Origin of the sequence: Moorena bouillonii PNG (assembly GCF_001942495.1) — a bacterium.
GTDB classification, from domain to species: domain Bacteria; phylum Cyanobacteriota; class Cyanobacteriia; order Cyanobacteriales; family Coleofasciculaceae; genus Moorena; species Moorena bouillonii.
This window is the reverse complement of sequence record NZ_MKZS01000001.1, coordinates 1,515,106-1,540,899: the sequence shown is the minus strand read 5'-3', so window position 1 is coordinate 1,540,899 and position 25,794 is coordinate 1,515,106. Positions and strand designations below refer to the sequence as shown.

The window sequence follows — 25,794 nt, the reverse complement described above, 5'->3', positions numbered from 1 at the left end:
TGTGCGGTAGAAATCATCATGGCGGTAAAACCATTGCTTTAACGATATTGTTATATTAACACGATTTTTGAAAAGATGCTAGGGGAGGTGTGGGGGGTATGGGAGGTCAAAAAAACTATTGCACTGTCGCAAGGTGCAGTAAGTGTGGTAAGGGTGGTTAGAAAAAACTATTGCACTATCACAAGGGGTGATAAGGGTGTTAAGCGTGGAAACTTTAAAAAAACTATTGCACTGTCGCAATTAAGTCTTGATTTGAGAATGACAGGACTTACGCACTCAGATATATAAAATCTCCCGATTCCCGATTCCCGATTCCCGATTCCCGATTCCCGATTCCCGATTCCCTGTTCCCTGTTCCCTGTTCCCTCAACAAAAAAAAATTCGGTCAAGTCCTGGTTAATTCCAATGCTTGACCGAATTATTTCTTTTAATAATCAAGAAGCCCTAGGATTCTTGACTATCTGTTCACCAAATCAACAACATACCAACTTAGGTTTTAGATTTTAGACGTCGTACTTTCTCCTGAGTTTTGACCTGTCGCCAGCGATGCAGCGCGGTCTTGGGGGTTTCCCCCATGAGCGACTGCATCAAGACAGGGATTGGAATCCCCGGCAAGTTGCTATCTTAATCTACCAACAGATGTCGAATCAATATACTGATCACCTCACCAGAATTTCCGATAGGTTGAGGAGTGCTCCACTCATGAACTTGTGCGTAGCCACGGCTATAAAGATTATAGATTGTGACCCGCACAGTTTTGGGAGAACCGATCAATATATGTTTGATTTCTTTCCGTCCTGGCTGGGCTTGACCAGATAATTCAGGGAGATGAGGATTGTTGGGATTATACTCAAAAGTTGGGAGAAAGTTTTCGATGTCCATAATGTTTTTTGCTGTTGTTTTTTGGAACATTTTTATGTTAATCTTTGATTCTTTGTTTTGTCAAGTATTTTTTAAGTTTTTTTGTAATTAGTTTTTGATATTTTTAGGATTATTAAAAAAAAAAGCGATCGCGTAGCGTGACCAAAGGTCAATCGCTTTTAGCGTGGCCTACGGCCAATCGCGTAGCGTCATATTCGATTAATTTATTAGTTTTAAACTTATAATAAGCTGTTTAAGCATCATTTATTACTTAGTCAACATCATATTTTTTTAAATTAATACGGTAATTATGGTATAGTAGTTGAGTTAGAGTTTAATTCTGGGATAGCCTTTAATTTGATAGAATAATTATGTGTTCGAGTAGGAGATATTTCAGAGTATCGAACTTTCTCTCGCATTTACTAGATTGATCCCCCCCAGCCCCCCTTAGCTAAGGGGGGAGCCTGGAAATCTATCTGAAAAGTCCCCCTTATTAAGGGGGATAATGGGGGATCCAAATCCACGCAAAAAACCCGACTCCCTAAATTGCTATAGTTAAACTAATCGAACATAATTACCAATAAATTATCTTAGCTTTAAAAGTATAGTGTAGCTGCCATGCCATCACTTATCTGTTAGTTGAGATCATTAAGTTTATTAAATTAATACCGTAATACTGGGATAGCATTTAAGTTGAGAGTTTAATTCTGGGATAGCCTTTAATTTGATAGAATAATTATGTGTTCGAGTAGGAGATATTTCAGAGTATCGAACTTTCTCTCGCATTTACTAGATTGATCCCCCCCAGCCCCCCTTAGCTAAGGGGGGAGCCCGGAAATCTATCTGAAAAGTCCCCCTTATTAAGGGGGATAATGGGGGATCCAAACCCACGCAAAAAACCCGACTACCTGCTCCCTAATCCCTACTCAATGCTTCCTAAGGGGAGCCTGGAAATCTATCTGGAAAGTCCCCCTTATTAAGGGGGATAATGGGGGATCCAAACCCACGCAAAAAACCCGACTACCTGCTCCCTAATCCCTACTCAATGCTTCCTAAGGGGAGCCCATAAAACTATCTGGAAACTCCCCCTTATTAAGGGAAACGGGGGATCCAAACCCACGCAAAAAAACCGATTCCCGATTCCCGATTCCCGATTCCCGATTCACTAAATTGCTATAATTAATATAATTAACGATAACTAGAGATCAATGATAGAACCCTTGTCAGTATTAGCCGGTTGGGCAATCCCGAAAATAGGGGAATCGTTATTGGAGATTGTTTCGGGACAAGGATGGGATAGCTTAAGTCAAGCTCTGAGTAAAAGCGATGTAGAGAAGGCAATCAAAGCGGGAGAAGCGGCAGTAAAAGAATGGGAAAAACAACGGGATCCGAGCCAGCGCTTATTTTTTCGCGCTAGACCGGATGGCTGGAATGGAGTTAATCGGTTTTTGGGGGATTATTTTACTAATTCGGCTGTTGTGGCGGAATTACAGAAACCGTTACTTAATCAAGGGAAGCCTGATCGAGAGATTTTAATCACGGTATTTCAACAGCAAGCTGAAGCCAATGACATTAAACTGAATCAAGATAGTATTAAGCCTTGGATAGAGAAATTTATTAATGCTTATTTTCAGCAGACGGATACTTATCTAAAATTTCAGGTAGCTAAACAGGATTATTGTGACCAGCTAGCTAACTGGTTTGATGATGTTAAATTTGCTGGCATTGCTGTGCCTGGGCAAGAAGTAGAACAATCCGAGAAGTTAGCCCAAATTTTTGTAATGCCAGATGTGGTGGAAGACCTATCAACTGCTGGCGCTTGGGAAAGGGATTGGTTAGCAGCCGGTAGTGGGGAAATGTCAGAAACAGCACTATTGGCAAAGACAACTGGCCGGAAATTCTTGGCTCAGCAGTTATTGAGCCAAAGTCAGTGGAGACGAGTGGTAATCTTGGGTGCCCCAGGCTCTGGTAAAACCACATTGATGAGCTATTTTGCGGTAATGTTAGCTCAGCAAAATCCTGACATTTTAGGATTAGATGGTGATACTGACTGGCTACCGATTTTAATCAGGATGCGAGACTTTGCTAGACATCTCGATAAAAGCCTGATCGACTATGCTCGGATATTTGCAGAAAACACCATGGCAGTCAAACCCTTACCAGTGGGATTTTTTGAGCATTGGTTGTCTGATGGTAGGGCGTTGATATTGCTAGATGGTTTGGATGAAGTCGCAGAAGACGCTAAACGGAATGATGTAGTCAGGCGCATCGAGAATTTTTTGGGACAGTTTGACAGAAATCGCGCTATTATTACATCTAGACCGGCTGGCTATCGGCGCGACTTTTTCCGCACTGAGGAATTTCCCCACTATCAAATTGAACCGTTTGATGATCAGAAGATTTCAAATTTTATTGATAACTGGTATAACAGCAGGTTTCAAGACCAAGCAGAAGCTGAAAGGCGCAAGCAGAGTTTACGAAAAGCACTAGATGATAATGACAGGATTAAGCTATTGGCACGAAATCCGTTATTGTTGACAATCATTGCATTGATTCATCGCTATCAAGCGGTATTGCCGAAAGAACGGTTTGAGCTTTATAATTGTGCTGTCAAGACTTTGTTAACGTCTTGGGATGCTAACAAAGAAATCAGCAGTCATGGAATATTTAAGTATCTAGATTTATATGATTTGCGCCGATTGATGGAATTGTTGGCGTATTGGATTCATACCCAGGTAAATGTTGAAGATAACGACAGTGGTACGTTGATAGACCGGGATGAGTTGATTGATCAGTTGAGTCAGCAGATTAAAACCTTGAAGCAGGTGCAGTTATATCAAGCTAAAGAAGAAGCAGAAGCATTTGTAACCTTGATTCGCGATCGCACTGGTTTGTTGAATGAGCAAGGGCAAAATTGTTATGGGTTTGTTCATAAGACGTTTCAGGAATATTTGTGTGCTGAAGAGATTGACTATCAGGCGGATAATGAGGGGGATTTTGAGATTGTTTTGAGTCAGATTCGGGAGCATTTGCATGACTCCCACTGGCGCGAGGTGTTACTATTGCTGATAGCGCAACAAAAACCGAAAAAGGCGGCGAGGGCGATTCGGACAGTTTTGACTAATAAGAGTAACTACGAGCAGTGGTTGCATCGGGATTTGTTGTTTGCTGGTAGTTGTTTGGCAGAAGACCCGAAGAATTTGCGTGGTGCTGATAGGAGCTTAGTGCAAGAGATTTTGGAGCGGTTGGTTGAGTTAGAAGTCAGTGGTGAGGATCGGGTTGGTGAGAAGATTCGCGAGCAGATTTTTCAGATAATTTGTAGTTTCTATGAAACAGATTTTAAATCACAGGTATTGGAATTGTTAGAACAGCAATCCCATCGAATTGATGAGTGGCGATTGCTTAACTATCGGGCTGAGTTAGGGGAAAAGGATCAGGTAATTACAACATTGCTGGCACGACTAAAGGATGATAATTCTGATGTGCGTAGGAATGCAGCCGATGCCTTGGGCGAATTGGGCAATAGCTCAGAAACTGTAATCAACGCCCTCTTAGCAAGGTTTCAGGATCAGAATTCTGATGTGCGTTGGAGGGCAGCCATAGCTTTGGGCAAATTGGGCAATAGCTCAAAAACCGTAGTCAAGTCCCTCCTAGCAAAGCTTCAGGATCCCGATGCTGGTGTGCGTGGCAGAGCAGCCGTGGCCTTGGGCAATTCGGACAACAGCTCAGAAACTGTAGTCAGCGCCCTTTTAGCAAAGCTTCAGGATCCCGATGCTGGTGTGCGTTCGGGGGCAGGCTATGGTTTAGGCAAATTGGGCAACAGTTCAGAAACCGTAGTAAATGCCCTCCTAGCACAGCTTCAGGATGATAATTCTCGTGTGCGTTCGGGGGCAGCCATAGCCTTGTGTAGTTTGGGCAACAGTTCAGAAACTTTAGTCAACGCCCTTCTAGCACAGCTTCAGGATCACAATTATCATGTACGTGGGTGGGCAGCCATAGCCTTGGGCAATTTGGGCAATAGCTCAGAAACCGTAGTCAACGCCCTTATAGCACAGCTTCAAGATGATGATTCTAGTGTACGTCGCTGGGCAGCCATAGCCTTGGGTAATTTGGGCAACAGCTCAGAAACGGTAGTCAACGCCCTCTTACCAAGGCTTCAGGATGAACATCTTTTTGTGCGTAGGGAAACAGCTTATGCCTTGGGCCAATTGGGCAAACCATCGAATCATGTTCTCCCTGTTGTGATTAAATGGATTGAACAACACCAGGATTGCGACTATGTAGGCAGAGGTATTGATGCCCTGTGGGATTTAGTTGTAGGTGAGGAATAGAGAATAGCCTTCTATGTTATAGTTTTTAAGGTTATTAATCTTATCCCCAATACTGAAGCGATCGCAATCCCCTCACGACCATGGAACAGTCGCCATCCCTGGAACATGCCCTTAAACATTTCTTTGGCCACGACTGTTTCCGTTTAGGACAGCGACAGATTATTGAAGAAGCGCTGCAAAATCAGGATTTACTGATTATCATGCCCACTGGGGGTGGTAAATCCTTGTGTTATCAACTGCCAGCGCTACTGAAACCGGGCTTAACGGTTGTGGTATCTCCTCTGATTTCCTTGATGCAAGACCAAGTGACGTCTTTGGAAGATAATGGCATTGGGGCTACCTTTATCAATAGTACGTTGAGCTTCCAACAAATGCGATCGCGGGAAGCTGCTATCCTTGAGGGTAAGATAAAATTACTCTACGTATCACCAGAACGGTTACTAGCAGAACAGTTTATCCCATTTTTGGATAGAGTGCGATCGCAAATCGGTATTCCCACCTTTGCCATTGATGAAGCGCACTGTGTCTCACAATGGGGACATGATTTCCGCCCAGAATACCGGCAACTAAAACTATTACGTCACCGCTATCCCCATAGCTCAGTGCTGGCCCTGACCGCTACTGCTACCAATCGAGTCCAACAGGACATTATCCAACAACTAGCATTGCGACAGCCCAAGGTTCACATCGCTAGTTTCAACCGTCCTAACCTTTACTACGACGTTCAACCAAAACAACGGCAAAGCTATAAACAGTTATTACAACACATCCGTTCTCACCAAGGTTCCGGTATTGTCTACTGTACGAGCCGCCGTTCTGTAGAGGAAGTAGCTTTCCGGTTAGAGAATGATGGCATTTCTGCCCTACCTTACCATGGCGGAATGACGGATAAGGCTAGGGCAACCAATCAAAATCGGTTTATCCGGGATGATGTGCGGGTAATCGTAGCTACCGTAGCCTTTGGCATGGGAATTAATAAGCCCGATGTACGGTTTGTGATTCACTACGATTTACCTCGTAACCTGGAAAGTTATTACCAGGAATCGGGACGAGCAGGACGGGATGGGGAACCAGCCACATGTACGGTTTTATTCAGCGCTAGTGATATCTCCAAACTTCATTATCTGATTGATCAAAAGCCCGATCCCAAGGAACAACGGATTGCCTATCAACAGTTAAATCAGATTGTTGACTACGCAGAAGGCACAGATTGTCGCCGCCGGATTTTGCTGGGCTACTTTGGTGAGCGGTTTCCAGGGAATTGTGAGAAATGTGATAACTGTTGCTATCCTAAGCCACTAGAAGATTGGACTATTGAAGCTCAAAAATTCCTCTCTTGTGTAGCCCGGTGTCGGGAACGGTTTGGCATGAACCACATTATTCAAGTGTTGCGGGGCTCAAAAAGTAAGAAAATTGAGCAATATGGCCATCACTTACTCTCTACTTATGGTATTGGTAAGGATAGAACTGTAGAAGCTTGGAAAATTCTAGTGCGATCGCTTTTGCACCAGGGATTAGTAGACCAAACCACCGATGGCTACTCTGTGCTGAAGCTCAATAAACTAAGTTGGGAAATCCTGCGCAAACAACGTTCTGTTTATGTTCCCATTTCCCAGTCATCTGTAGAAAAAGCCTTAGGAGAAATTAACCCTAGAGCAGTTGAAGCGGAGCTTCTGCTAGAGAAACTGCGGAAACTAAGGAAACAGCTAGCTGACCGGCAATCGATTCCGCCCTATGTAGTGTTTGCCGATTCCACACTGAAACTAATGGCACAGATGAAACCCAAAACCTTAGAGCAATTTGCCAAACTTTCCGGTGTGACTCAGTATAAAGTCACCCAGTATGGCGAGCAATTTATTTCAGAAATTCGGGCATTTTGTCAAGAGCAAAAACTACCAGAACCCCTGCCCTCCAGTACTTATATGAAAACGCTGCAATTCTATCAACAAGGGTTAAGTGTAGAGGAAATTGCTAAACAACGAGGGTATACTACCAGCACTATAATAGATCATTTGAGCCAATTAATTGAAATGAATCAGCCAGTGGATTTAAAACGACTGGTACCATTGGAACACCATGAGCCAATTATCAAAGCAATTGAAAAAGTGGGTGATCAGTATCTGAGAAAATTACGGGAATACTTAGGAGAACGTTACTCCTACGAAGACATTAAACTAGTCCGTGCTTGGTGGCGACGGCAGGATAATTGATATATAGCATTTCTCCCACTTACGAGGGTTTAGTCTTCTTTGACTAGTGATCCCTCCTAACCCCCCTGATCAACTCATAAGGGTAGGTTTTTAACAAAGACGTGAGGTGTGGGGTGTAGGGGGACCGGGTGTAGGGTGTAGGGGATAAGAAAGCGATGCATCGCTTCTTCGTTGTTTTCCTTTTCCTCTCCCTGTGATCCGCCCCCGACCGGTCGGGGATTGGGGGTGGGGCAGGACCCAAATGTAAAAAACCTACCCCTGTGAGCCCCTGATCAAGGGGGGGATCTGATTCCGTTAAAACGATCTTAAATATTGCATGCATGGCTATTGCCTTAAAAGGATAAGCTTTGTAGCTCACCAAAATAATAATTGCTATAGTTATTGCTATCCGCAGCACTAGAGATGATTATGAAATGATCGCACAATGCCATCCTGTGCTTTGGGTATACCCTAAAAGTTACTGGATCAGATCCTCAATTTTGAAGTCTAGAATATCACACAAGGCTTTGGTCTGTTCTGGATAGAGCTTAGGCTTGTGCCGATCCGCCTCCCAGTTAATCACTGTAGACTCTACCACATCACAGGCTCTGGCAACTTGTATGCGGGTTAAACCTAGACTTTCACGGCGTTCTCGTAGTTTTTTTCCTAGGGACATTACCTTCTCCGGTTGTCTTGTAGCAGTAGTTTACCTAAATTTATTTGACTATTTATAGTTTATATTATATAATATACTTTTGTGCAACACGCCAACTAAATTAATCCCAATGGTTTAAATTAGGATCATCAATGTAGGTGGGAAGTGTGGGAAGTGTGGGAAGTGTGGGAAGTGTGGGAAGTGTGGGAAGATGGGGAGATAGGGAGATAGGGAGATAGGGAGATAGGGAGATAGGGAGATAGGGAGATGATATTATTGTTTAGTGGCTTAAGAATTGGGATTACCAAAAAATCAAAATCCCCGCTCTTACCAAAAAATCTGGGTCATTCCCAAAAATCTGGGTCATTAGCCCCGTCCTTCCAGGATGGCTTTGTGTTAATATAAAGACATAACCAAAAAAATAGTATCCTAGATGAACATGATCACAGAATAAGTAGACAGTGTAAAAAACCTGTTTTGAGATAAGCAGGTTGCACAATCAAGTCTAACGATTTGGAAGTCTATGAAAGTCTAAGATCCCTAAAAAAAATGTTTATCTTAATTTGTTAATTAGTTTAGGTACGGTGGGGCACACCGAAACCTGGGTCATAGACCAAGTACGCTTGTGAAGAGGAGACCTCTATTTTTTCTGGCTCCGGCCTGGTTAAACAAGTCACCTCGTAGAAGCAAGAATCCCCGTCCTTCCAGGGCGGGGAGTGTCAATCAAGTGGATGTATCAACCAGGGAAAAGGAGCGATAGTTGCATCAATACTATCACTGAACAGCGTATCGCTTTGGAAGAACTGCTAGAAGATAGTCCTAGTTTGCGGTGCGACCCAAGGGCGATTTACTCGCCCATTGGAAAGCGCACCGTAGCGTTTTTGCCAGAGGTCTTTGAGCAATGTTATCAAAAAGCTCGAATTAAGGCAGCTCAGGAAACTGGGATTAAGTTGAGTACTTTTCCTTCTCAGTGTTCTTTTGATCAGGAGGAGGTTTTGGAAGCTGGTTTTTTTCCAGAAGTGTTGAATCGGGAATCGGGAATCGGGAATCGGGAATCGGGAATCGGGAATCGGGAATAGGCAATAGACAATAGGTAATAGGGAATAGGAAGCAGCGATGTAGTCGCTACTCCCTATTTTTTAAAACCTAGGAATTGAAAACTGGTATACTTCAACTCAGTAACTACTATCTGCGCAAGGAGGTCCCTGCATCTTTGCTGTCACCGACGGGTCCCTTGCCATCATTTGGTGGATTGTAATCTGTGAATGGATTTAAACTCATTGCGGTCAACAATTGTTGTGACTCAGGTTTGGGGGAGACAGGGTCAGAGGGCAAGGTTGATTGACCTGAAGGCGACTTGGTAACACTAGATGGTTGTGAGTCAGTAGACTCAGGATTTTCATCTGTGATTACCTGGTAATTTTGGCAGAATGATCCGGCGTCTTTGCTGTCACCGACGGGGCCGTCTCCATCATTCGGTGGTGTGAAAGTATTTAGCATCTGTAGTTGTGATAGTTGTCTTTTTATTGATGTTGATATTGGTAACAGTTGTGGGTTATTAAACTCAGGATTTTCATCGATTAGCTGGTACAATTTCCAGAGTGATCCGGCGTCTCCGGTTTCACCGGGAGGTCCGTCTCCATCATTCGGTGGTGTGTAATTCATTACTATCAGTAGTTGTGATGATTGTGATAGTTGTTGGGAGTCTTGGGATGATGATTGCTGGTCAATCGGCTGAGAATTACTATGATTTGGTTGCTCGAATCCCTTCAGTATCGTTGCTGCTAATTGTTGCAAGCGCTGTCTTATGTTGAGAGTGAAGGAAACTAGTGTTGTCCAAAGCTGCTTTAGCAAATTATTCATTTGAGAATACACCTTTTCTAGAAATTCATCAAACACCGGCTCAGGCGGCGTTTTTTCATTGATACTTGTTACAGCGCCTCTCAAGCCAACTTTTCGCAGATGATCAGAAAAATTTTTTTTTGAAGCAAAATTTGCTTAGCTATTCTAGTTTCCTTGGTGTTTGAGATCAGATCCGGATCCATTTGAGTTGTGAACGATTACCCTTAAGGAAAGGCGTTGCTGAATTAAGGAATGAATGCGCAATCATCTGGTGCATGTTAAAGCCCCCGTTGGTCCCCCAACTTTGGGGGACTTTGAACGTCTTATTCCCCCCAAAATTGGGGGGTTAGGGGGGCAAAACCATACCTAGAATCAGCAACGCCTAAGGAAAAGGCAAGAGGCAAGAAGCAAGAAGCAAGAGATAATCAGGTATATAGGGATTTTTGCTAAGGTCAAAAACTGTAATTATTGTTTCCAACTCAAATGGAAATGCTAGAGAATTCGTCCGAGAGCTGACGGAGTGATGGCTCCAAGTGTTGTCCTATAAACCACCACAATTCCACTAGTGGCTACCAATGCTAAGGCTGATGGCACCAGAGGTACCCATACTCCTAGAGTAAATAGACCAAAACATAGGAGATATAAAACCCCTGTCGCTGTGACGGTAGCGAGTCCCCAATACAGCATTCGACCACAGCGCCAGGCAATGGTAGCACCAATGATTGACCAACCCCAAACCCAGAACAGGTCTCCCCAGGGCGACCACACCGATAATAATCGACGCTCACCGAGGCCAGCACTGATCATCTGACTGACCATCTGGGCCTGAAGAATTACCCCTGGCATTTCTTGGTATGGCCACTGCAGGGCACTGTAGGGGGTAAAATGGTAATCCTTGGCAATCCTTGCAGTTATTCCGATCAGGACAATTTTGTCTTTGACCCACTCTGGTTTGACCTGACCCTCTAGCACCTCTGTAAAAGTGACTCGTCGAGCGACAGTTTTCCGGTAATTGAGTAACACCTGGAACCCCCGATGATCACGATTGTGATAACCCCCGGCATTAGCTGACAACTCTCTTAAGACAGTCTTACCCAAGCGTATTTTATTCATAGCAATGGTTTTTGCTTTGATTCCGTCTTGGGCTAAGTAATGCAATGCGACCCTAGCACTGAAGGAGTGGTCGGTGGCACAGGGGTCATCGTGGTAGGGATGCATAAATACAAGATGCCTACGGATAATGCCATCAGGGTCAGCCATGATATTGCTAAAACCAAGGCGGGATTCTCGCACCCCAGAGGGAGGTTCCATGCCTGAGTTTTCGGGGTCGTTAGCTTCCCTAGCGCTACAAAGGGCAATGAATTTCTGATTTTGCTGTAACTGACGGCTCAATGCCTGATGACCAGGTTCTCTAGGACGTTCCCGAAAGATATCTAAGCCAATCACTCGGGGTTGATTAGACTCTAGCTTGTCTAGGACTTCGGCTAGGGTTTGATCTGGGAGGGGATAGCCATAGCGGTTGATCTCGGCATCTTTGGCTTCAACCACCAGCAAACGGGAGTCTACCCCTGGATTAGGTCGCAGCCGCATCAGCTGGTCAAATGCCTTTAGTTCCCAAAGCTGAAGTATTCCCAGCTGCCGGATCACCATGACTAAAATGGTAACAACTACACTGAGGATCAGAGCCGATTGGAGCAGGTGGTGCTGGTGATTGCCACGCAACTGTTGCCAGGTTGGGGGTATGGTCGCAGGATTTTGACAAATCACTGGCAACCAACTGGCACAGGGACATTGATCTTCCAAACCTTGCAGTTTTTTCCGGGCTTCTTGCACTGCTAGATACAAGGATTTACCACTAGCAAAGGCTTTGATAAAATATTGCAAAAACTGCTGTGCTACGAGATCCGGTACGGGCTCCCGCATAATAATCATGTGGGGAATGTGCAGCTGTTCTAGCTCATTGGCTAATCCTAAGCCATCACAGGAATTAAAAATTGCTAGGGACAACCCCCTTTCTATGGCTTTTTTGAGGGCTTCTCTGAGTTCGTCAATGGTTAAGCTATCGGTCTGATTGATATGAATCCGACCTCTTCCTGCCTCGGTTTCACTATGACCTGCAAAAAACAAAATATCCCAAGGTTGCTCCCACAGGGTTTCGTTGAGCTTCTGCCGTGGTGGTTCTACTAGAAAGGTAATGTCTGCAAAGGGTAAATTCTCTAATAATTGTCGGTCTTGTTGGATATTAATCCCTTCGCTATTGCCCAGAATTGCTAGAATTCTAACGTTGTGTCGATCACGGCTGTGGTGCGATTTGCTTGGTTGTTGATACTCTGGAGTACTTAGGGCAATTTCTGCTTGGTGGTAACGCTCTAAAAATTCCCACTGATGCCAAGGAAGCTGCCTGAGCTGGGGATTTTTAGTACGAATCAGCACCCGGACTTCTTCGGTAATGCCCACTTTCTCTAGCCACTTTTCCCGCAGCGGACTAAATAACTCTGACTTGAGCCACCGATTTAAGCGATCGCATAATCCCTGACTGTGGTTGTTGATGGAACCACCGATTGCCACTCGTTTAATTTTAATTTCTCGCAAAGAGCTCCCCAGACTGCGATAGCTTGACCGCCATTCGTGATAGTGGGTGACGATGTTAGGGGCTGCAGGCAATCTGCCAGTAAGTTCTGTTTCGGGACGTTCGCCTTCTGAGCCAATTTCCAGAGTGACTCGAAAACCTTCCTCAAAATCCCCATCCAGCTTAAGAGTTACTAGCTTTGCCATTGGCTTAGTTTTTTAACAGTTGACGGTTGACGGTTGACTGTCAACCGTCAAAAATCAGTATTTTGTCTGATATTATTCCTAGTTATAGCGCGTACTGAATAGGGAACAGCGGATTTGGGAACAGCGAATTTGGGAATTCAGATCACAAACTCTTCGATCACACTGGCATTATCCAGAGCAACCTTGACACTGAAACGGTCTCCCGGTTCGCAAGTAAAATCCAATTGAATGGCTTGATCGTCGTTTCTGGCTTGGGCATTGATCAGCATTTCTTGCTCCTCATCTAGCAAGAGCAACTGGAGATTGGGGGGTAGATAGGTTTGACCATTGATGGGATTGAGTTGTAGCAGAACATTCAGGGTTGTTTCGGATTCTGGGGTCAGTGCTACAACCAGAGCCACCCCTTGATTAGGTTTGCCCCATTCAATCTGTTTACATCGCTTAATGGTCTCAGACTTGGTTCTAAAGGCGAAAGCTAGCTGAGGACCTTGGTTACCTAAAAGGCTTTCCAAACTCTGCCAACCTGCTTCAAAGATATGCTCCAACCATTGACTTAGTTGTGTCATCGGTTGGAATTGATCGAGGTAGGCTGGTAAATCTTTTAGCGTACGCAATTGGTGGATGACTAATTCACCGGTTTCCGAGGTTGGGGAAAATCCCAACAGCGTGGCTTCAGTATGGTCTTGATCAATCTCAACGACTACATAGCCAATCCGGTTAAATCTAACCTCCTGGGGAATGGGACAAGTCAAATCACCGGTTTTGACAGGCCGACATTCCAAGCGCCCCAAACCGGTTACCCTCAGGTCAGCCACATTTTCAGCCAAGCGCACTACTGAATTCCAGCTATCCCCCGCACTTAGGTCAGTGGGAATACCCAGGATCCGTAAATAGTTATTCACCGCACACACTGCCAGGGTGTTGAGATAGACTTGTTCAGCCTTTTGCTTGCTGGGTTGGTAGTCAGCAAACTGCTGGGCTATATCTAGTGCGGACTGGGTAATCGGCATGGGGATTGACCAATCTGCTAGCATGTTGGCGTTGTGTATCATGATTTTTTCCTAGGTTGGGGTTTTGTGGTGCTTTTCGAGCTACCAGTCTTTGAATCTTCTATATATCCCTCGCATACACCGAATTTTCGCAACAGGGGTAAGCATTTACGGTTATAGAATTTGGGCAAATCTTTAGCTTCTGGTGGGGTTAGTTTAAATTCTGCTGCAATGGTTTTCCAAGGCTGATCCGGAGGGAGTCGCCGCTCGATTAGGACTTGGGCATTAATCTCAGGGCGTTTCCTAAAGCAAGTCTGACGTAATACTCCGTCTGGGTCTTTTTTAACCCAATCCAAGGTTTTTTGCCATATTTTCATAACTGGCTGTAGATCAGGAGCAGCTGCTACCCTATCTACAGGGTCAATAGTTTTACCTTCCTCTGTGCTTAGGCCAGTAATTTGCCGCTTCTGTTGCCTATAGCCAGCATCTCGAAATCGTCTCAGTCGCTTTTTTAGTTCATCGTCGAGCCAAGTAATCACACCTTTGATAGTCGGGTCATACTCTTCAGGATGCCCACAGCAATATTCCCACATCTCTTGGAGAGCATCATTATAATATGAGGTATATTCTTTCCAGAGCTTGCCGGATTTCATCACTAGTAAATGTATCTCGCTCAGTTTTTGCCGACGTTCCAGACTTAATGGTGGATGATTACATGCTTCAGCAATCAGCTGACGGAGTATTCGATCTAGATTTTTCATCGGTAATGTCCCTGTTGTAAATGCGATCGCTTTTAGCGGCTCCTACGGAGCATCGCGTAGCGTGACCTACGGTCAATCGCGTTTAGTACGCATTAGTCTATCGATAGCGCTGATCACGTTAGTTGTTAGTAGTTTGTTTGTTTTTGGTAGATGCTTACACTAACCACTAACCTCTACTCCCCATGAAAAGCGCTACAAAGGGCAGCCCGAAGACTGGACTCAGTATTGACCATCCCTAGACATCTTAGGCATCAATGTTGGGGAATGGCAAAAGTCACCCAGTATGTATTTACACGAGTGATTGGGGGGTTTTTCGCAAAAAACCCCAAAAAAAATTTTTTGTCCGATTTTTTGCGAAAAGTTTGGTTGAGAGGTGCTGTAACAAATGACTAAGCCAAGTGTGATTCAACAGGTGCGACAATCACGCGAATTTAATTCTTAATGGGTCAAAAGCACCATTACATTTCAAATCAAATCCAGTTAGTGGGTCAACAGACCATGTATACTCTCACCAACACTCTAGAAAAATCCGCTCCTCAGGTGCAACAGTTAGACAATGGTCTACTGCAAGGAGTACTAGAAGGTTTTATTGACGGTGTTTTAATTCTGAATACACAAGGAGAGTTGGTTCATACCAATGAAACCGCTCGTGTTTTTTGTGAGCAACTTACACCGAACAGCAAACATCTTAAGGTGGTGCCTCAAGAAATCTGGCGTGTCTGCCAAGCCTTGAAAGACAGTGATGAATTCTATCCCCATCAATCTGTAATTATAGATTCAGAGATTACGACGAGTAACTCCATAACGTTTCGGATTCGGGCTAGATGGCTCAACCTGAGAATATCTGAGCAGCCTTATATTTTAGTTACCCTCGAAGACCAACGTCAATCCATTCATAGTATAGCCCTAGCTGAAGTTCATAAATATGGCTTAACTGCCCGTGAGGCAGAAGTCTGGTTACTGCGTCGAGTCAATTACTCCTACAAAGAGATTGCTACGGAACTGTTTGTTACTCTCAATACGGTGAAGAAGCACATGAAAAATATTCGTGCCAAGCAGCAAATGGCAATGATGATGGAAGAAATGGCTGCTTAGGGGCATAATTAGCAATTTGGAAGACAGACATTCTTGGTGACAAGTGACAAAATGCCCTGCCCATGGGCATTTTTTTTTATTAGTGCGTTCGCTCTTAGCGGAAGCGAAGCTTCATCGCGTAGCGTGGCCAACGGCCAATCGCGCTATAGGGTTTCCAAATGAGATGTAAACCTAATGAGGTATTTTTTCATTGTCAAATAACACTCCAAATCTCTTTACCATCTTGCCTTTTGCCTCTTGTGTGCAAGCCAATTACTGCCATACATATGTTTACAAATCATATAAAAACACGGTGATTCCGGTTGTCATAGTAATCGGTTAAACAAAATTGTTTCCCGATTCCCGATTCCCTACTCCCTACTCCCTACTCCCTACTCCCTACTCCCTACTCCCGATTCCCTACTCCCTACTCCCTACTCCCTATTCCCTAAAGATTTTGCCCCAAAAAATTTTTTCTGATTTTGTTGCGAAAAGTTTAGTTCACAGGCGCTGTAACAAGTAGCCAAGAAAATGGCGATAATCCTCTCCTGTTTTAGTTTTTTGATTAACTGTTGGGACACTGTCCCAGGTTAATAGGAAACGGTTACGCCCCATATGGGGCGTTTTTTTTTAGCTGGATCCCAACAGTTCAATCAGTTACCCACTTTGCCAATTGATCTAGGGTAACTTTCAGCAGGTCACACAATACCTTGAGCTGATTTGGGTAGAGTTTGGGGATATGCCTGCCCGCTTCCCAATTTTGCACCGTGGTAACGGTTACGCCCAATTCATGAGCGATTTCCCGCTGGGTGATATTTAGGGATTCTCGTCTTTTTTTAAGGTTGTCCCCTAAAGTAGTCATTACTGTCCTATTTAAAAGTTAACATAATTAAGTTTACTGAGTTATATGTTACCGCTAATCTCACTAGAGTAGGACTTACGCAGTTAAGTAGATTTCGCCCCCCTAGCCCCCCAATTTTGATACGGCTGGCGAAATTAATATTTGTTTACAAAAGGATGAGCAGATGTGGAAAAGATCCTTTGTTCGTAGTTGGTTTGGGAGTTACAGTTGAAACAATTGTATCAGTTATCAAACTGAGGAGTTGCCCGCTATGTGCTTTAGAGTAGAGACAATAGCACCAATACCCCAAGAGACAGTAACTATTGCTCGCTCAGCTTTTCCCAAAGGGAGTATAGTCATGAGTATCAGGGATGAATTGGGTTTCTTATATAAGGATGAACAGTTCAGAGCCTTGTTTCCATCAAAGCGAGGGCAACCGGCATCGGGATGCTTGGAGGTTAGCGCTGATTACAGTAATGCAGTACATCGAAGACTTAACCGATGCTCAAGCAGCCCAAGCGGTGCGAGGACGAATCGATTGGAAATATGCGTTAAGCTTGCCCTTAGCAGACCCCGGCATCGATAGCTCAGTATTGAGCGAGTTTCGAGGTCGATTAGTTAAAGCCCAGGTGGAAGAGTTACTGTTGGAGCGACTCTTGGAACGATGTCAAGAGCGGGGATGGCTGAGTGGGGGTGGAGTGCAACGCAGTGACTCAACTCATGTGTTAGCAGCAATTCGGGTGATGCATCGTCTAGAAGTAGTGGGTGAGACCTTACGAGCAGCACTCAATAGTCTGGCAGTAGCAGTACCGCAATGGCTTCAGGAAAAAGTTCCGGTAGAGTGGTTTTCGCGCTATGGTAGTCGGGTTGAGGACTATCACATGCCCAAGGCTACCGATGAGCGCCAGCAGTTAGGGGAGACGATTGGTAAAGATGGTTATAGGCTGTTAGCTGCTGTATATGATGAGGATGCCCCGGATTGGCTGGTACAGTTGCCTGGGGTTGAGGTGTTGCGTCAGGTTTGGGTACAGCAGTTTCATATCGATGCACACCAACAAGTACACTTCCGTCAACCCAACAATAGCCCCCCGTCGGCTCAATTAATTCACTCTCCCTACGATGTAGAAGCCCGATTCAGTCGCAAACGGGAAACTCAATGGGTGGGCTATAAGGTGCATCTGAGCGAAACCTGTGGTGAGAATGCCCCCCACCTGATTACCCATGTGGAAACTACTGTTGCCACCACCACCGATGTACAGGTAACTGATCGGATTCACCAAGCTCTTAAGCAGCGTCAACTGCTACCTCAAACTCATATTGTCGATACGGGCTATGTGAGTGCTGAGCAAATGGTCAACACTCAAGATACTGCTGGAATTGAGTTGCTGGCTCCGGTTTTACCCGATAGTAGTTGGCCTTCTCTAGCTGGTATTGGCTTTGATGTTGCTAACTTTACGATTGACTGGGACGAGCAACAGGCAAAGTGCCCAACGGGGCTGACCTGTATGAGTTGGAAGCCTGGTTCTGACCGTCGTGGTCATGACATCATTAAAGTAAGCTTTGCTAGCTCCACTTGTAAGCTTTGTCCCCATCGTCCCTTGTGTACTCGCACCAAACAGCAAGGGCGCACCATTACCCTGCGTCCTCAACGTCAACATAATGCCCTGCAACAGGCTCGCCAGACCCAAACCACAGAGGATTTCCAGCATCGCTATGCTCAGCGTGCAGGTATTGAAGGTACGTTAGCTCAGGGCATTAAAGCGTTTGGCTTACGTCGATGTCGCTATATCGGTTTGACTAAAACCCACTTGCAGCACATCATCACAGCTTGTGCCATGAATATTGTGCGTTTGGTTAATTGGTGGCAGGGAGTTCCATTTGCAGCTACCCGATGTTCTCGTTTTGCTGCTCTTGGGCCGACCGGTTGACCTATGTCTAAACAAATATTAATTTCGCCAGCGGTATCAATTCTGGGGGACTTTGATATCATTACTACCCATTTTGGGTTTAGGGCGTGTCTTCAAACTCGAATATCCCCCTAAATCCCCCTTAAAAAAGGGGGACTTTGAGTATAGCTCCCCCCTTATTAAGGGGGGTTAGGGGGGATCACCCACACTGCCTATTTCTTGTTTGCCCCCTAAATCCCCCAATTCTGGGGGACTTTGATATCATTACTACCCATTTTGGGTTTAGGGCGTGTCTTCAAACTCGAATATCCCCCTAAATCCCCCTTAAAAAAGGGGGACTTTGAGTATAGCTCCCCCCTTATTAAGGGGGGTTAGGGGGGATCACCCACACTGCCTATTTCTTGTTTGCCCCCTAAATCCCCCAATTCTGGGGGACTTTGATATCATTACTACCCATTTTGGGTTTAGGGCGTGTCTTCAAACTAGAATATCCCCCTAAATCCCCCTTAAAAAAGGGGGACTTTGAGTATAGCTCCCCCCTTATTAAGGGGGGTTAGGGGGGATCACCCACACTGCCTATTTCTTGTTTGCCCCCTAAATCCCCCAATTCTGGGGGACTTTGATATCATTACTACCCATTTTGGGTTTAGGGCGTGTCTTCAAACTAGAATATCCCCCTAAATCCCCCTTAAAAAAGGGGGACTTTGAGTATAGCTCCCCCCTTATTAAGGGGGGTTAGGGGGGATCACCCATCCTGCTTCTTAAACCAAGGACCCACCACCTGGATCAATCTAGTCAATGCTCCCACTAACACTGCGATCGCTAAAATCATTTCCGCTGGACTGTCCCCATTCTTGAGCCAGAGTGCAGGATTGTCCATTAGGGGCTGTGGTTGTTCGACTAATGCTATAGTGTCAACTCCTTGATTATTAACAACTTGCTCTTTGAGGTCATTCATGGTATTTTTTCGATTTCCTAACTGAATCCATGGTGACCTGGGGGTGGTGTCCAAAAGCAACAGCTAGTTGAGGGTAGCTACAACCACGGTATATCAAGGCTAAACTAGTTGAGGGTAGCTTCTTCAATTTTGGGAAAACCTACCCTAACCCTCAAGTTTTTTTTGCTTGCCCATCCCCCAATAGCATGGCCAGACGTACTTACGGTCCTACTGTTAAAAACAGAGCACTGCGTCTATTTGAAGCATTAGTCTCTTTTGCCCAAGACATCGGTAATGAGGGAGATAAAAATATTGGATTCCTTTGGGAACATAAAACCTCAACTAATCCAAGACTGAAAATCAGAACTCAGACGAAATTTTTAATCGCACTCACCAAGCAGGATAACTATCCAGGTAGTCTGAAAAAGTCTCAAGTGGTAGAAGCCTTGCAGCGGATGGAAGACTTCTTAGGAATTTTAGAAGACAACCGTGTCAAGAAAAAAGGAACGGAAGAAAGGCATTTCACCCTGACACTCTACGCCCCAGACCTAGCTACAAATTTAGAACTATTTAATCAACAGTGGGACAATAAACGACCAGAGAAATCCAAACAGCAAGAACAAGCAACTGCTACTACGCCAAAAAGGAGCCAAGCTCGTCGTTTTAAGCCAGGGGCTCCTGTCCAAGTCAAATCCATACCAACTTACTTTGTCGAACGCCCAGAGGTAAGCCAATCCCTCAAGCAATCCTTACTGTCAGAGCAGACAGCTAAGACCGGCACTCTGGTGGTTAGCGCCATTTATGGTCTCGGCGGTATTGGTAAATCCACCTTGGCTGCTGCTATTGCCCATGATCCAGAGGTACAAAGTCATTTTCCCGATGGTATTCTGTGGGCAACCTTGGGTCAGCAGCCAGATTTGCTGTCTTTTCTCACTAGTTGGATCCAAGCACTGGGCGACCATGACTACAAACCGACTAATACTAATGCTGCTTCTAGACATTTACAAACCTTGCTCTATGACAAGGCTACCTTGCTAGTAGTAGATGACCTTTGGAACCCAGACCATGTGGAACCGTTTCGGATTGGTGGTGCTAAGTGCCGGGTCTTAGTGACGACTCGTGAAGCTCAAATTGTGGGAGTGACTCGCTATGATTTAGATGTGATGAATCCCTCACAAGCCTTAGCCTTACTGGAAGAGTATGGGGGTTCTAAACTTACGGGGTCAGACCGCAAACAAGCCCAAGCCCTAGCCACAACTGTGGGCTACTTACCCCTAGCCCTGGAGTTAGCGGCAGCACAAGTAGCGGATGGTATTTCCTGGAAAGAGTTACTCACTGACCTGCAACAGGAATTGGAAACCTTAGATTTACCCGGTGCCCAAGAGGTTGAGGAAAAGCGACGCAAGCACTACAGCCTAGTGGCATCCTTTAATCTCAGTTTACGGCGACTACCATCGGAAAAATTTCAGCAGTTTGCCTGGTTGGGTGTCTTGCCAGAAGATGTCTCGATTACTCCCGCTTTAGGCACAACCTTGTGGGATGTCAGTCCAAGAGAAGCAAGAAGGACTTTACAGTATTTTAAGTCTAAAGCTCTACTGCTCTCTGGTAAATCCACTAATGGCACTGCCACCTATCAGCTCCATGACTTAGTTCATGATATGGCCCGTCGGTTGCTAACTGCTGAAGCAGCTACAGGGGGAAAGGTGAGCTTACCGGGTTTGGGATTAACCTGGCCCCAAGCCCATGGTCAACTCCTAGAGCGCTATCGCCAAAAAACCCAAAACGGGTTATGGCACACCCTACCGGATGATGGCTATAGTCACAGTTATCTGACCTGGCATTTAGAAAAAGCCGGTTGGGTAGAGGAAGTACACCAACTGTTGCAGGAGGAAACAGAGGCTGGAGGCAATGGTTGGTATGAAACCTGTGACAGTCTCGGTCAACCAGCGAATTTTGTCAAAGATCTAGCCAAGGCTTGGCAGTTAGCAGAAGACGCTTTTTCCTCTTCACCAACTCGTGCCATTAGTTTGCAGTGCCGTTATGCCTTGATGGTGTCTTCTATCAATAGTTTGGTAGAGCATATTCCAGGAGAGTTGATGGCAGCCCTGGTAGAGAAAAAGATCTGGACTCCAGTTCAGGCTTTGGCTTATGTTCGACAGATACAAGATCCTAATCGTCGAGCATCAGCACTAGAAGAGCTAGCCCCAAAGTTACCGGAAACATTACTCTCAGAAGCCCTCAAAATCGCACAGGCCATTACCGATGGGTTTCACCGAGCCAGAGCTCTAAGTGAAATAGCACCACAGTTGCCCGAAAGTCTACTCCCAGAAGCCCTCAAAATCGCACAGGCCATTACCGATGAGTTTCACCGAGCCAGAGCTCTAAGTGAAATAGCACCATATTTGCCCGAAAGCCTACTCTCAGAAGCCCTAGAAACAGCACGAGCCATTACCGCTGAATCGAGCCGAGCCGATGCCCTGAGCGCACTAGCACCACATTTGGCGGAAAACCTACTCCCAGAATCCCTAGAAGCCGCAAGAGCCATTACCAATAATATAGACCGAGCCAATGCCCTGAGAGAACTAGTACCACAGTTGCCTGAAATCTTACCAGAAGCCCTAGAAGCTGCACGAGCCATTACCGATGAGTTTCACCGAGTCTATGCCCTGAGAGAACTAGTACCACAGTTGTCGGAAAGCTTGCTCCCAAAAGCCCTAGAAGCCGCGCGAGCCATTACCAATGATAGAGACCGAGCCTATACCCTGAGTAAACTAGCACCACAGTTGCCTCAAATCTTACCAGAAGCTATGGAAGCGGCACGGGCACTCACCGATCAGTCTAGCCGAGCCGATGCCCTCAGAGAACTAGCACCACATTTACCGAAAAGCTTACTCCCAGAAGCCCTAGATATGACAAGGGCAATTACCGATGAGTGGAGCCGAGCTCATGCCCTGAGTGGACTAGCATCACAGTTGCCAGAAATTTTACCAGAAGCCCTCGAAGTAGCACGGGCAATTACCAATGATAGAGACCGAGTCTATGCCCTGAGTTACCTAGCACCACAGTTGCCGGAAATTTTACCAGAAGCCCTCGAAGTAGCACGGGCCATTACCAATGATAGAGACCGAGCCTATGCCCTGAGTTACCTAGCACCACAGTTGCCGGAAATTTTACCAGAAGCCCTAGAGGCGGCACGAGCCATTACCGATGAATCAGAGCGAGCCTATGCCCTGAGTTACCTAGCACCACAGTTGTCGGAAAGCTTGCTCCCAAAAGCCCTAGAAGCGGCACGAGCTATTACCGATGAATCAGAGCGAGCCTATGCCCTGAGTGAACTAGCACCACAGTTGCCGGAAATCTTACCAGAAGCCCTCGAAGTGGTACAGGCTATTACCTATGAGTTTAACAAAGCCAATGCCCTGAGTGAACTAGCAAAATATTTGCCGGAAAGCCTGCTCCCACAAGCTCTAGAAGTAGCACGAGCCATTACCAATGATAGAGACCGAGCTGATGCCCTGAGTGGACTAACACCACATTTCCCTCAAATCTTACCAGAAGCCCTAGAAGTGGCACGGGAACTTACCGATGAGTCAAGCCGAGCCTATCCCCTAAGTACACTAGCACCGCATTGCCCAGAAAGCCTACTTCCAGAAGTCCTAGAAATGGCACAGGCAATTCAGTCTGAATATCACCGAGCCATAGCCTTCAGTGGACTAATCGAAAATCCCAACTTGTCCCTCCAAGAAGACGTTTCCCTTTGGCAAGAGTTTCTTCACACCTTGGCTTGTCGCGATCGCCAGCAATTCTTAAGAGACTTGGTTGATCTCAGTCCAACTATTATTTCTTTGGGAGGCAAGGAAGCTCTGGCTGCAATTGTTGAAGCGATTAAGGATGTGAGTCGGTGGTGGCCCTAGAGTGGAGAGTGTGGGAAGTGTGAGGAGATGGAGAGATTTTTATTAAGGGCTTGGTCCGACTTCTAACTTCTGACTTCCAACTTCTGACTTGCCCATAGCGCTATAGTGCTATCGCACCGATCAAACTGCAAACCATTTCTTGATGCAGTCGCTCATGGGGGAAACCCCCAAGACCGCTTAGGTGCGCTTTCCGTTGGCGAATTAAATTCGCCACGGGTCGCACCTCTGCATCGCTACTGGCATGTGAGAAAATGGTACTCATTAAGAACAAACCGGTACTGATTTTTAATACACAAGTACTTGTTAGTGAGAAATGAGTACTAATTAACCAGAAACGGCTACCCGTTTGTTATACACCAGTACTCGTTAAGGAAAATGAGTACTAGTATGTGATAAAAGGTTACCCGTTTGTTATACACCAGTACTCGTTTATCATATATCAGTACTAGTTTCCAGTAAATGGGTACTCGTGTGTTAGATTTTACGACAGTACTACCCACTTCAGACTTCAGACTTCAGACTTATAACCTGTGTACGTCATAGCTATAAGAATTCCTATACACATGCTATATCTTTAACTAGGATTCAACACCATAGGATTAACTAACAATGCTGGATTTTCTCAATCCCATCCTAGGACGCAAGCCAGAACAGGTCAATAACTCACCGCTAAGTCTTTTCAGACTATAGCGGGAGCTTGTTAAAAGCTCATAGTTGACCAGTCTAAGTTTTCTAAAAACTACGTTATTTCTGAGTGTTCAAGTTCCTACCTGGGGATGCGTAGCTAGTCCCCAGCTCTAGAACCCAGCCGTTAAACAGGTGTAGTTGAGTTAAGCCAGTGCGATTGGGAAAGTACCGAGAAATAACTTTGACGTTCGCGGCAGCGTGTGCGAAGCACTCAGCTAACTTTACCCTAGCGATAGGAGGAAACACAGTTATGCGTGTCTTTGTACTTAACAAAAATCGACAACCTTTAGACCCATGTAAACCGGCGAGAGCGAGAATTTTACTCTCAACAGGCAAAGCCAAAGTCTATCGTCGTTACCCATTTACTATATTTTTGACGGAAGAAATAAAGGAACCAATCACTCACGAACATCAGTTAAAAATAGACCCTGGTGCAAAAACAAGCGGTCTAGCCATTGTCCAAGGAAAGCGGGTAATCTGGGGAGCAGAACTTACCCATAGGGGTTTTCAAATACGAGAAGCTTTAACCTCTCGCAGGCAGTTAAGATGCTCCCGACGCAATCGTAAGACTCGATACCGCAAGCCCAGGTTCCTTAATAGAACTAGACCAAAAGGTTGGTTAGCTCCTAGCCTGATGTCTAGAGTTCAAAATATTTTAACTTGGGTTAAAAAGCTAACTCGATTATGTCCTGTTACAGGTATCTCCCAAGAATTGGTTAGGTTCGACACTCAAAAGCTGCAAAATCCTGAAATATCTGGTATCGAGTACCAACAGGGTACACTTTACGGCTATGAACTTCGGGAATATTTACTTGAAAAATGGAATCGCAAGTGTGCTTATTGTGGGGCAACAGGTACTCAGTTAGAAATCGAGCATATCAAGCCTAAATCTAAAGGTGGCTCCGATCGAGTTTCTAATTTAGCGATCGCTTGTCGCCCATGTAACCAAGCTAAATCTAACCAAGATATTGAGCTTTTCTTATCCAAGAAGCCTAGCATATTGAAACGTATACTGAATCAAGCTAAACGCCCCCTCGCTGATGCGGCTTCTGTTAATACAACCCGCTGGAAATTGTACCACGAATTAAAATCAATCGGGTTGCCTATTGAAGTGGGCAGCGGCGGATTGACTAAATTCAATAGGTGCCGCCAAAGTCTTCCTAAAACTCATTGGTTGGATGCGGCGAATGTTGGAAAAGTTGAAACATTGATTATTGAAGTAACCCATCCTTTGATAATGACCGCAAAGGGGCACGGTACTCGTCAGCTCTGTAGAACCAATAAGTATGGATTCCCTATTCGTCATTGCTCCAGAATAAAATTTCACAAAGGCTTTCAAACGGGCGATATAGTTCGTGCTGTAGTAACCAAAGGCAAAAAGATCGGTACCTATGTAGGACGGGTTGCTACCAGAAAATCAGGGTCTTTCAACATATCAACTAAATCAGGATTGGTGCAGGGCATCAGTCACAAATATTGCCAATTTATTCACAGGAAGGATGGTTATGCCTATACAAACTAAACCCTGTCCTCCCTTTCCTCTCACCGCGTGCGTCAAAGATTATAGCGGGAGACGACCGGGAGGCGGACAGATGAAAGCCAACGTGGAAATTTACACCTGGCAAGCGTGCCCCTTCTGTATCCGAGCGAAGCTATTGCTATGGTGGAAAGGGGTTGACTACACGGAGTATAAAATCGATGGGGACGACAATGCCAGAAACCAGATGGCGGAACGAGCCAACGGAGGCCGAACGGTACCCCAAATTTTTATCAATAACCAACACATTGGCGGTTGCGATGAGTTGTATGATTTAGACGGTAAGGGACAATTGGAGTCTTTGTTAACTCAGGCAGCAAGCTAATGGGAGTAGGGAATCGGGAATCGGGAATCGGGAATCGGGAAGAGAGGGCGTTGCTGATTCTGGGTATGATTTTGCCCCCCTAGGGAGTGTTTTCAAAGTTTTCCGCAAGATTATGATCCCCCCCAGCCCCCCTTAAAAAAGGGGGGAGCCATACTCAAAGTCCCCCTTT

17 protein-coding genes and 2 pseudogenes are annotated in these 25,794 nt (G+C 45.3%); 9 read left to right on the top strand and 10 right to left on the bottom strand.

Annotated features, from left to right (window positions below):
- Positions 1–624: 624 nt before the first annotated feature.
- Positions 625–912, bottom strand: coding sequence for a hypothetical protein (locus tag BJP37_RS06285; RefSeq protein ID WP_229415221.1), 288 nt, complete (start codon positions 910–912; stop codon positions 625–627).
- A gap of 1,157 nt (positions 913–2,069) precedes the next feature.
- On the opposite strand from BJP37_RS06285, the gene BJP37_RS06280 reads away from it, so the two are divergent.
- Both BJP37_RS06280 and recQ read left to right on the top strand, forming a co-directional pair.
- The gene (locus BJP37_RS06280) at positions 2,070–5,192 is read left to right on the top strand and encodes an NACHT domain-containing protein (RefSeq protein WP_075897345.1); all 3,123 of its coding nucleotides are present in this window, start codon (positions 2,070–2,072) and stop codon (positions 5,190–5,192) included.
- 80 nt (positions 5,193–5,272) lie between these two features.
- The gene (recQ, locus tag BJP37_RS06275; protein WP_075897343.1) at positions 5,273–7,402 is read left to right on the top strand and encodes a DNA helicase RecQ; all 2,130 of its coding nucleotides are present in this window, start codon (positions 5,273–5,275) and stop codon (positions 7,400–7,402) included.
- Between the two features lie 457 nt (positions 7,403–7,859).
- Here the strand turns inward: recQ and BJP37_RS06270 are convergent, their stop codons facing one another.
- On the bottom strand, positions 7,860–8,057 hold the full coding sequence (locus BJP37_RS06270) for a helix-turn-helix transcriptional regulator (RefSeq protein WP_070391622.1): 198 nt from the start codon (positions 8,055–8,057) through the stop codon (positions 7,860–7,862).
- A gap of 710 nt (positions 8,058–8,767) precedes the next feature.
- Between BJP37_RS06270 and BJP37_RS44885 the strand changes: the two are divergent.
- A pseudogene (locus BJP37_RS44885) lies at positions 8,768–8,989 on the top strand (DUF29 family protein); the annotation flags it as partial.
- Positions 8,990–9,221: 232 nt separating this feature from the next.
- Here the strand turns inward: BJP37_RS44885 and BJP37_RS06260 are convergent.
- The 4 genes from BJP37_RS06260 to BJP37_RS06245 all read right to left on the bottom strand — a co-directional run bounded on the left by BJP37_RS06260 (position 9,222) and on the right by BJP37_RS06245 (position 14,403).
- Positions 9,222–9,899 carry a hypothetical protein gene (locus BJP37_RS06260; protein ID WP_075897339.1) on the bottom strand — a complete coding sequence of 226 codons (678 nt, stop codon included), beginning with the start codon at positions 9,897–9,899 and terminating at the stop codon, positions 9,222–9,224.
- A 471-nt stretch (positions 9,900–10,370) separates the two neighbouring features.
- On the bottom strand, positions 10,371–12,653 hold the full coding sequence (locus BJP37_RS06255) for a CHASE2 domain-containing protein (protein ID WP_075897299.1): 2,283 nt from the start codon (positions 12,651–12,653) through the stop codon (positions 10,371–10,373).
- Positions 12,654–12,790: 137 nt separating this feature from the next.
- Positions 12,791–13,705, bottom strand: a complete 915-nt coding sequence (locus tag BJP37_RS06250) for a DUF1822 family protein (RefSeq protein ID WP_075897297.1) — start codon at positions 13,703–13,705, stop codon at positions 12,791–12,793.
- Positions 13,702–14,403, bottom strand: a complete 702-nt coding sequence (locus BJP37_RS06245; protein WP_075897295.1) for a hypothetical protein — start codon at positions 14,401–14,403, stop codon at positions 13,702–13,704. The genes BJP37_RS06250 and BJP37_RS06245 overlap by 4 nt, the downstream gene beginning before the upstream one ends.
- A 498-nt stretch (positions 14,404–14,901) precedes the next feature.
- Here BJP37_RS06245 and BJP37_RS06240 point away from each other — a divergent pair, with 498 nt between their 5' ends.
- Both BJP37_RS06240 and BJP37_RS40810 read left to right on the top strand, forming a co-directional pair.
- A complete protein-coding gene (locus BJP37_RS06240; RefSeq protein ID WP_075905803.1) occupies positions 14,902–15,498 on the top strand; it encodes a helix-turn-helix transcriptional regulator in 597 nt (198 codons plus the stop codon).
- Between the two features lie 328 nt (positions 15,499–15,826).
- A complete protein-coding gene (locus BJP37_RS40810) occupies positions 15,827–16,000 on the top strand; it encodes a hypothetical protein (RefSeq protein ID WP_198953968.1) in 174 nt (57 codons plus the stop codon).
- A gap of 126 nt (positions 16,001–16,126) precedes the next feature.
- Here the strand turns inward: BJP37_RS40810 and BJP37_RS06235 are convergent, their stop codons facing one another.
- Entirely contained in the window at positions 16,127–16,339 is a 213-nt protein-coding gene (locus tag BJP37_RS06235; RefSeq protein WP_075897293.1) for a helix-turn-helix domain-containing protein, read from the bottom strand.
- Positions 16,340–16,589: 250 nt separating this feature from the next.
- Here BJP37_RS06235 and BJP37_RS06230 point away from each other — a divergent pair.
- Positions 16,590–18,246: pseudogene (locus BJP37_RS06230) on the top strand (IS1182 family transposase).
- Positions 18,247–18,970: 724 nt separating this feature from the next.
- Here BJP37_RS06230 and BJP37_RS06225 read toward each other — a convergent pair.
- Positions 18,971–19,183, bottom strand: a complete 213-nt coding sequence (locus tag BJP37_RS06225; RefSeq protein WP_075897337.1) for a hypothetical protein — start codon at positions 19,181–19,183, stop codon at positions 18,971–18,973.
- 185 nt (positions 19,184–19,368) lie between these two features.
- Between BJP37_RS06225 and BJP37_RS06220 the strand changes: the two genes are divergently transcribed.
- Complete coding sequence (locus tag BJP37_RS06220) at positions 19,369–23,076, top strand: NB-ARC domain-containing protein (protein WP_229415220.1); 3,708 nt, start codon at positions 19,369–19,371, stop codon at positions 23,074–23,076.
- 100 nt (positions 23,077–23,176) lie between these two features.
- On the opposite strand, the gene BJP37_RS38640 is transcribed toward BJP37_RS06220, so the two are convergent.
- A complete protein-coding gene (locus BJP37_RS38640) occupies positions 23,177–23,338 on the bottom strand; it encodes a hypothetical protein (RefSeq protein ID WP_158069455.1) in 162 nt (53 codons plus the stop codon).
- Positions 23,339–24,013: 675 nt separating this feature from the next.
- Here BJP37_RS38640 and iscB point away from each other — a divergent pair.
- A complete protein-coding gene (iscB, locus tag BJP37_RS06215) occupies positions 24,014–25,285 on the top strand; it encodes an RNA-guided endonuclease IscB (RefSeq protein ID WP_075897335.1) in 1,272 nt (423 codons plus the stop codon).
- 70 nt (positions 25,286–25,355) lie between these two features.
- Complete coding sequence (gene grxC / locus BJP37_RS06210) at positions 25,356–25,625, top strand: glutaredoxin 3 (protein ID WP_075905809.1); 270 nt, start codon at positions 25,356–25,358, stop codon at positions 25,623–25,625.
- Here the strand turns inward: grxC and BJP37_RS43320 are convergent.
- The gene (locus tag BJP37_RS43320) at positions 25,605–25,733 is read right to left on the bottom strand and encodes a hypothetical protein (RefSeq protein WP_269086957.1); all 129 of its coding nucleotides are present in this window, start codon (positions 25,731–25,733) and stop codon (positions 25,605–25,607) included. The two genes, grxC and BJP37_RS43320, sit on opposite strands and share 21 nt — an antisense overlap.
- Positions 25,734–25,794 lie beyond the last annotated feature (61 nt).

Excerpts from the sequence above, each read along its gene's own strand:
- BJP37_RS06285 (WP_229415221.1), bottom strand. The coding sequence starts at position 912 with ATGTTCCAAAAAACAACAGCAAAAAACATTATGGACATCGAAAACTTT.
- BJP37_RS06280 (WP_075897345.1), top strand. The coding sequence starts at position 2,070 with ATGATAGAACCCTTGTCAGTATTAGCCGGTTGGGCAATCCCGAAAATA.
- recQ (WP_075897343.1), top strand. The coding sequence starts at position 5,273 with ATGGAACAGTCGCCATCCCTGGAACATGCCCTTAAACATTTCTTTGGC.
- BJP37_RS06270 (WP_070391622.1), bottom strand. The coding sequence starts at position 8,057 with ATGTCCCTAGGAAAAAAACTACGAGAACGCCGTGAAAGTCTAGGTTTA.
- BJP37_RS06260 (WP_075897339.1), bottom strand. The coding sequence starts at position 9,899 with ATGAATAATTTGCTAAAGCAGCTTTGGACAACACTAGTTTCCTTCACT.
- BJP37_RS06255 (WP_075897299.1), bottom strand. The coding sequence starts at position 12,653 with ATGGCAAAGCTAGTAACTCTTAAGCTGGATGGGGATTTTGAGGAAGGT.
- BJP37_RS06250 (WP_075897297.1), bottom strand. The coding sequence starts at position 13,705 with ATGATACACAACGCCAACATGCTAGCAGATTGGTCAATCCCCATGCCG.
- BJP37_RS06245 (WP_075897295.1), bottom strand. The coding sequence starts at position 14,403 with ATGAAAAATCTAGATCGAATACTCCGTCAGCTGATTGCTGAAGCATGT.
- BJP37_RS06240 (WP_075905803.1), top strand. The coding sequence starts at position 14,902 with ATGTATACTCTCACCAACACTCTAGAAAAATCCGCTCCTCAGGTGCAA.
- BJP37_RS06235 (WP_075897293.1), bottom strand. The coding sequence starts at position 16,339 with ATGACTACTTTAGGGGACAACCTTAAAAAAAGACGAGAATCCCTAAAT.
- BJP37_RS06225 (WP_075897337.1), bottom strand. The coding sequence starts at position 19,183 with ATGAATGACCTCAAAGAGCAAGTTGTTAATAATCAAGGAGTTGACACT.
- BJP37_RS06220 (WP_229415220.1), top strand. The coding sequence starts at position 19,369 with ATGGCCAGACGTACTTACGGTCCTACTGTTAAAAACAGAGCACTGCGT.
- BJP37_RS38640 (WP_158069455.1), bottom strand. The coding sequence starts at position 23,338 with ATGAGTACCATTTTCTCACATGCCAGTAGCGATGCAGAGGTGCGACCC.
- iscB (WP_075897335.1), top strand. The coding sequence starts at position 24,014 with ATGCGTGTCTTTGTACTTAACAAAAATCGACAACCTTTAGACCCATGT.
- grxC (WP_075905809.1), top strand. The coding sequence starts at position 25,356 with ATGAAAGCCAACGTGGAAATTTACACCTGGCAAGCGTGCCCCTTCTGT.